At 52.6% G+C, this 253-nt stretch carries 1 protein-coding gene; it reads right to left on the bottom strand.

The window, feature by feature from the left end; genetic code table 11:
- Window positions 1-253, bottom strand: a 253-nt coding sequence (locus ACYP03_RS27055) for a cation:dicarboxylate symporter family transporter (RefSeq protein ID WP_459782815.1), incomplete at both ends; no start/stop codon positions are given.

The following is a 253-nucleotide window of genomic DNA, read 5'->3' as shown; positions in this document are numbered from 1 at the left end:
GATCCAGCGCAAACAGCAGAGGCAGACCTTCGATAGGAATACCTGCCGACAGCAAAACAGCCACGACCAGGAATGAAGGGCCAGGTACGCCTGCCTGACCTACGGCGCCCAGTGTGGACGTGACGATGATGGCGATATACGCGCTCATAGACAGGTCAACATTGAACAGCTGGGCAAAGAAAATAGCGACCAGACCATAATAAATAGCGTTACCGCTCATATTGATGGTTGCACCAAGCGGCAATACGAAAGC

The sequence above is a fragment of the Photobacterium sp. R1 genome (genome assembly GCF_054600795.1).
Note: the sequence above shows the minus strand (reverse complement) of the source record. Positions and strands in the feature narration are given on the sequence as shown.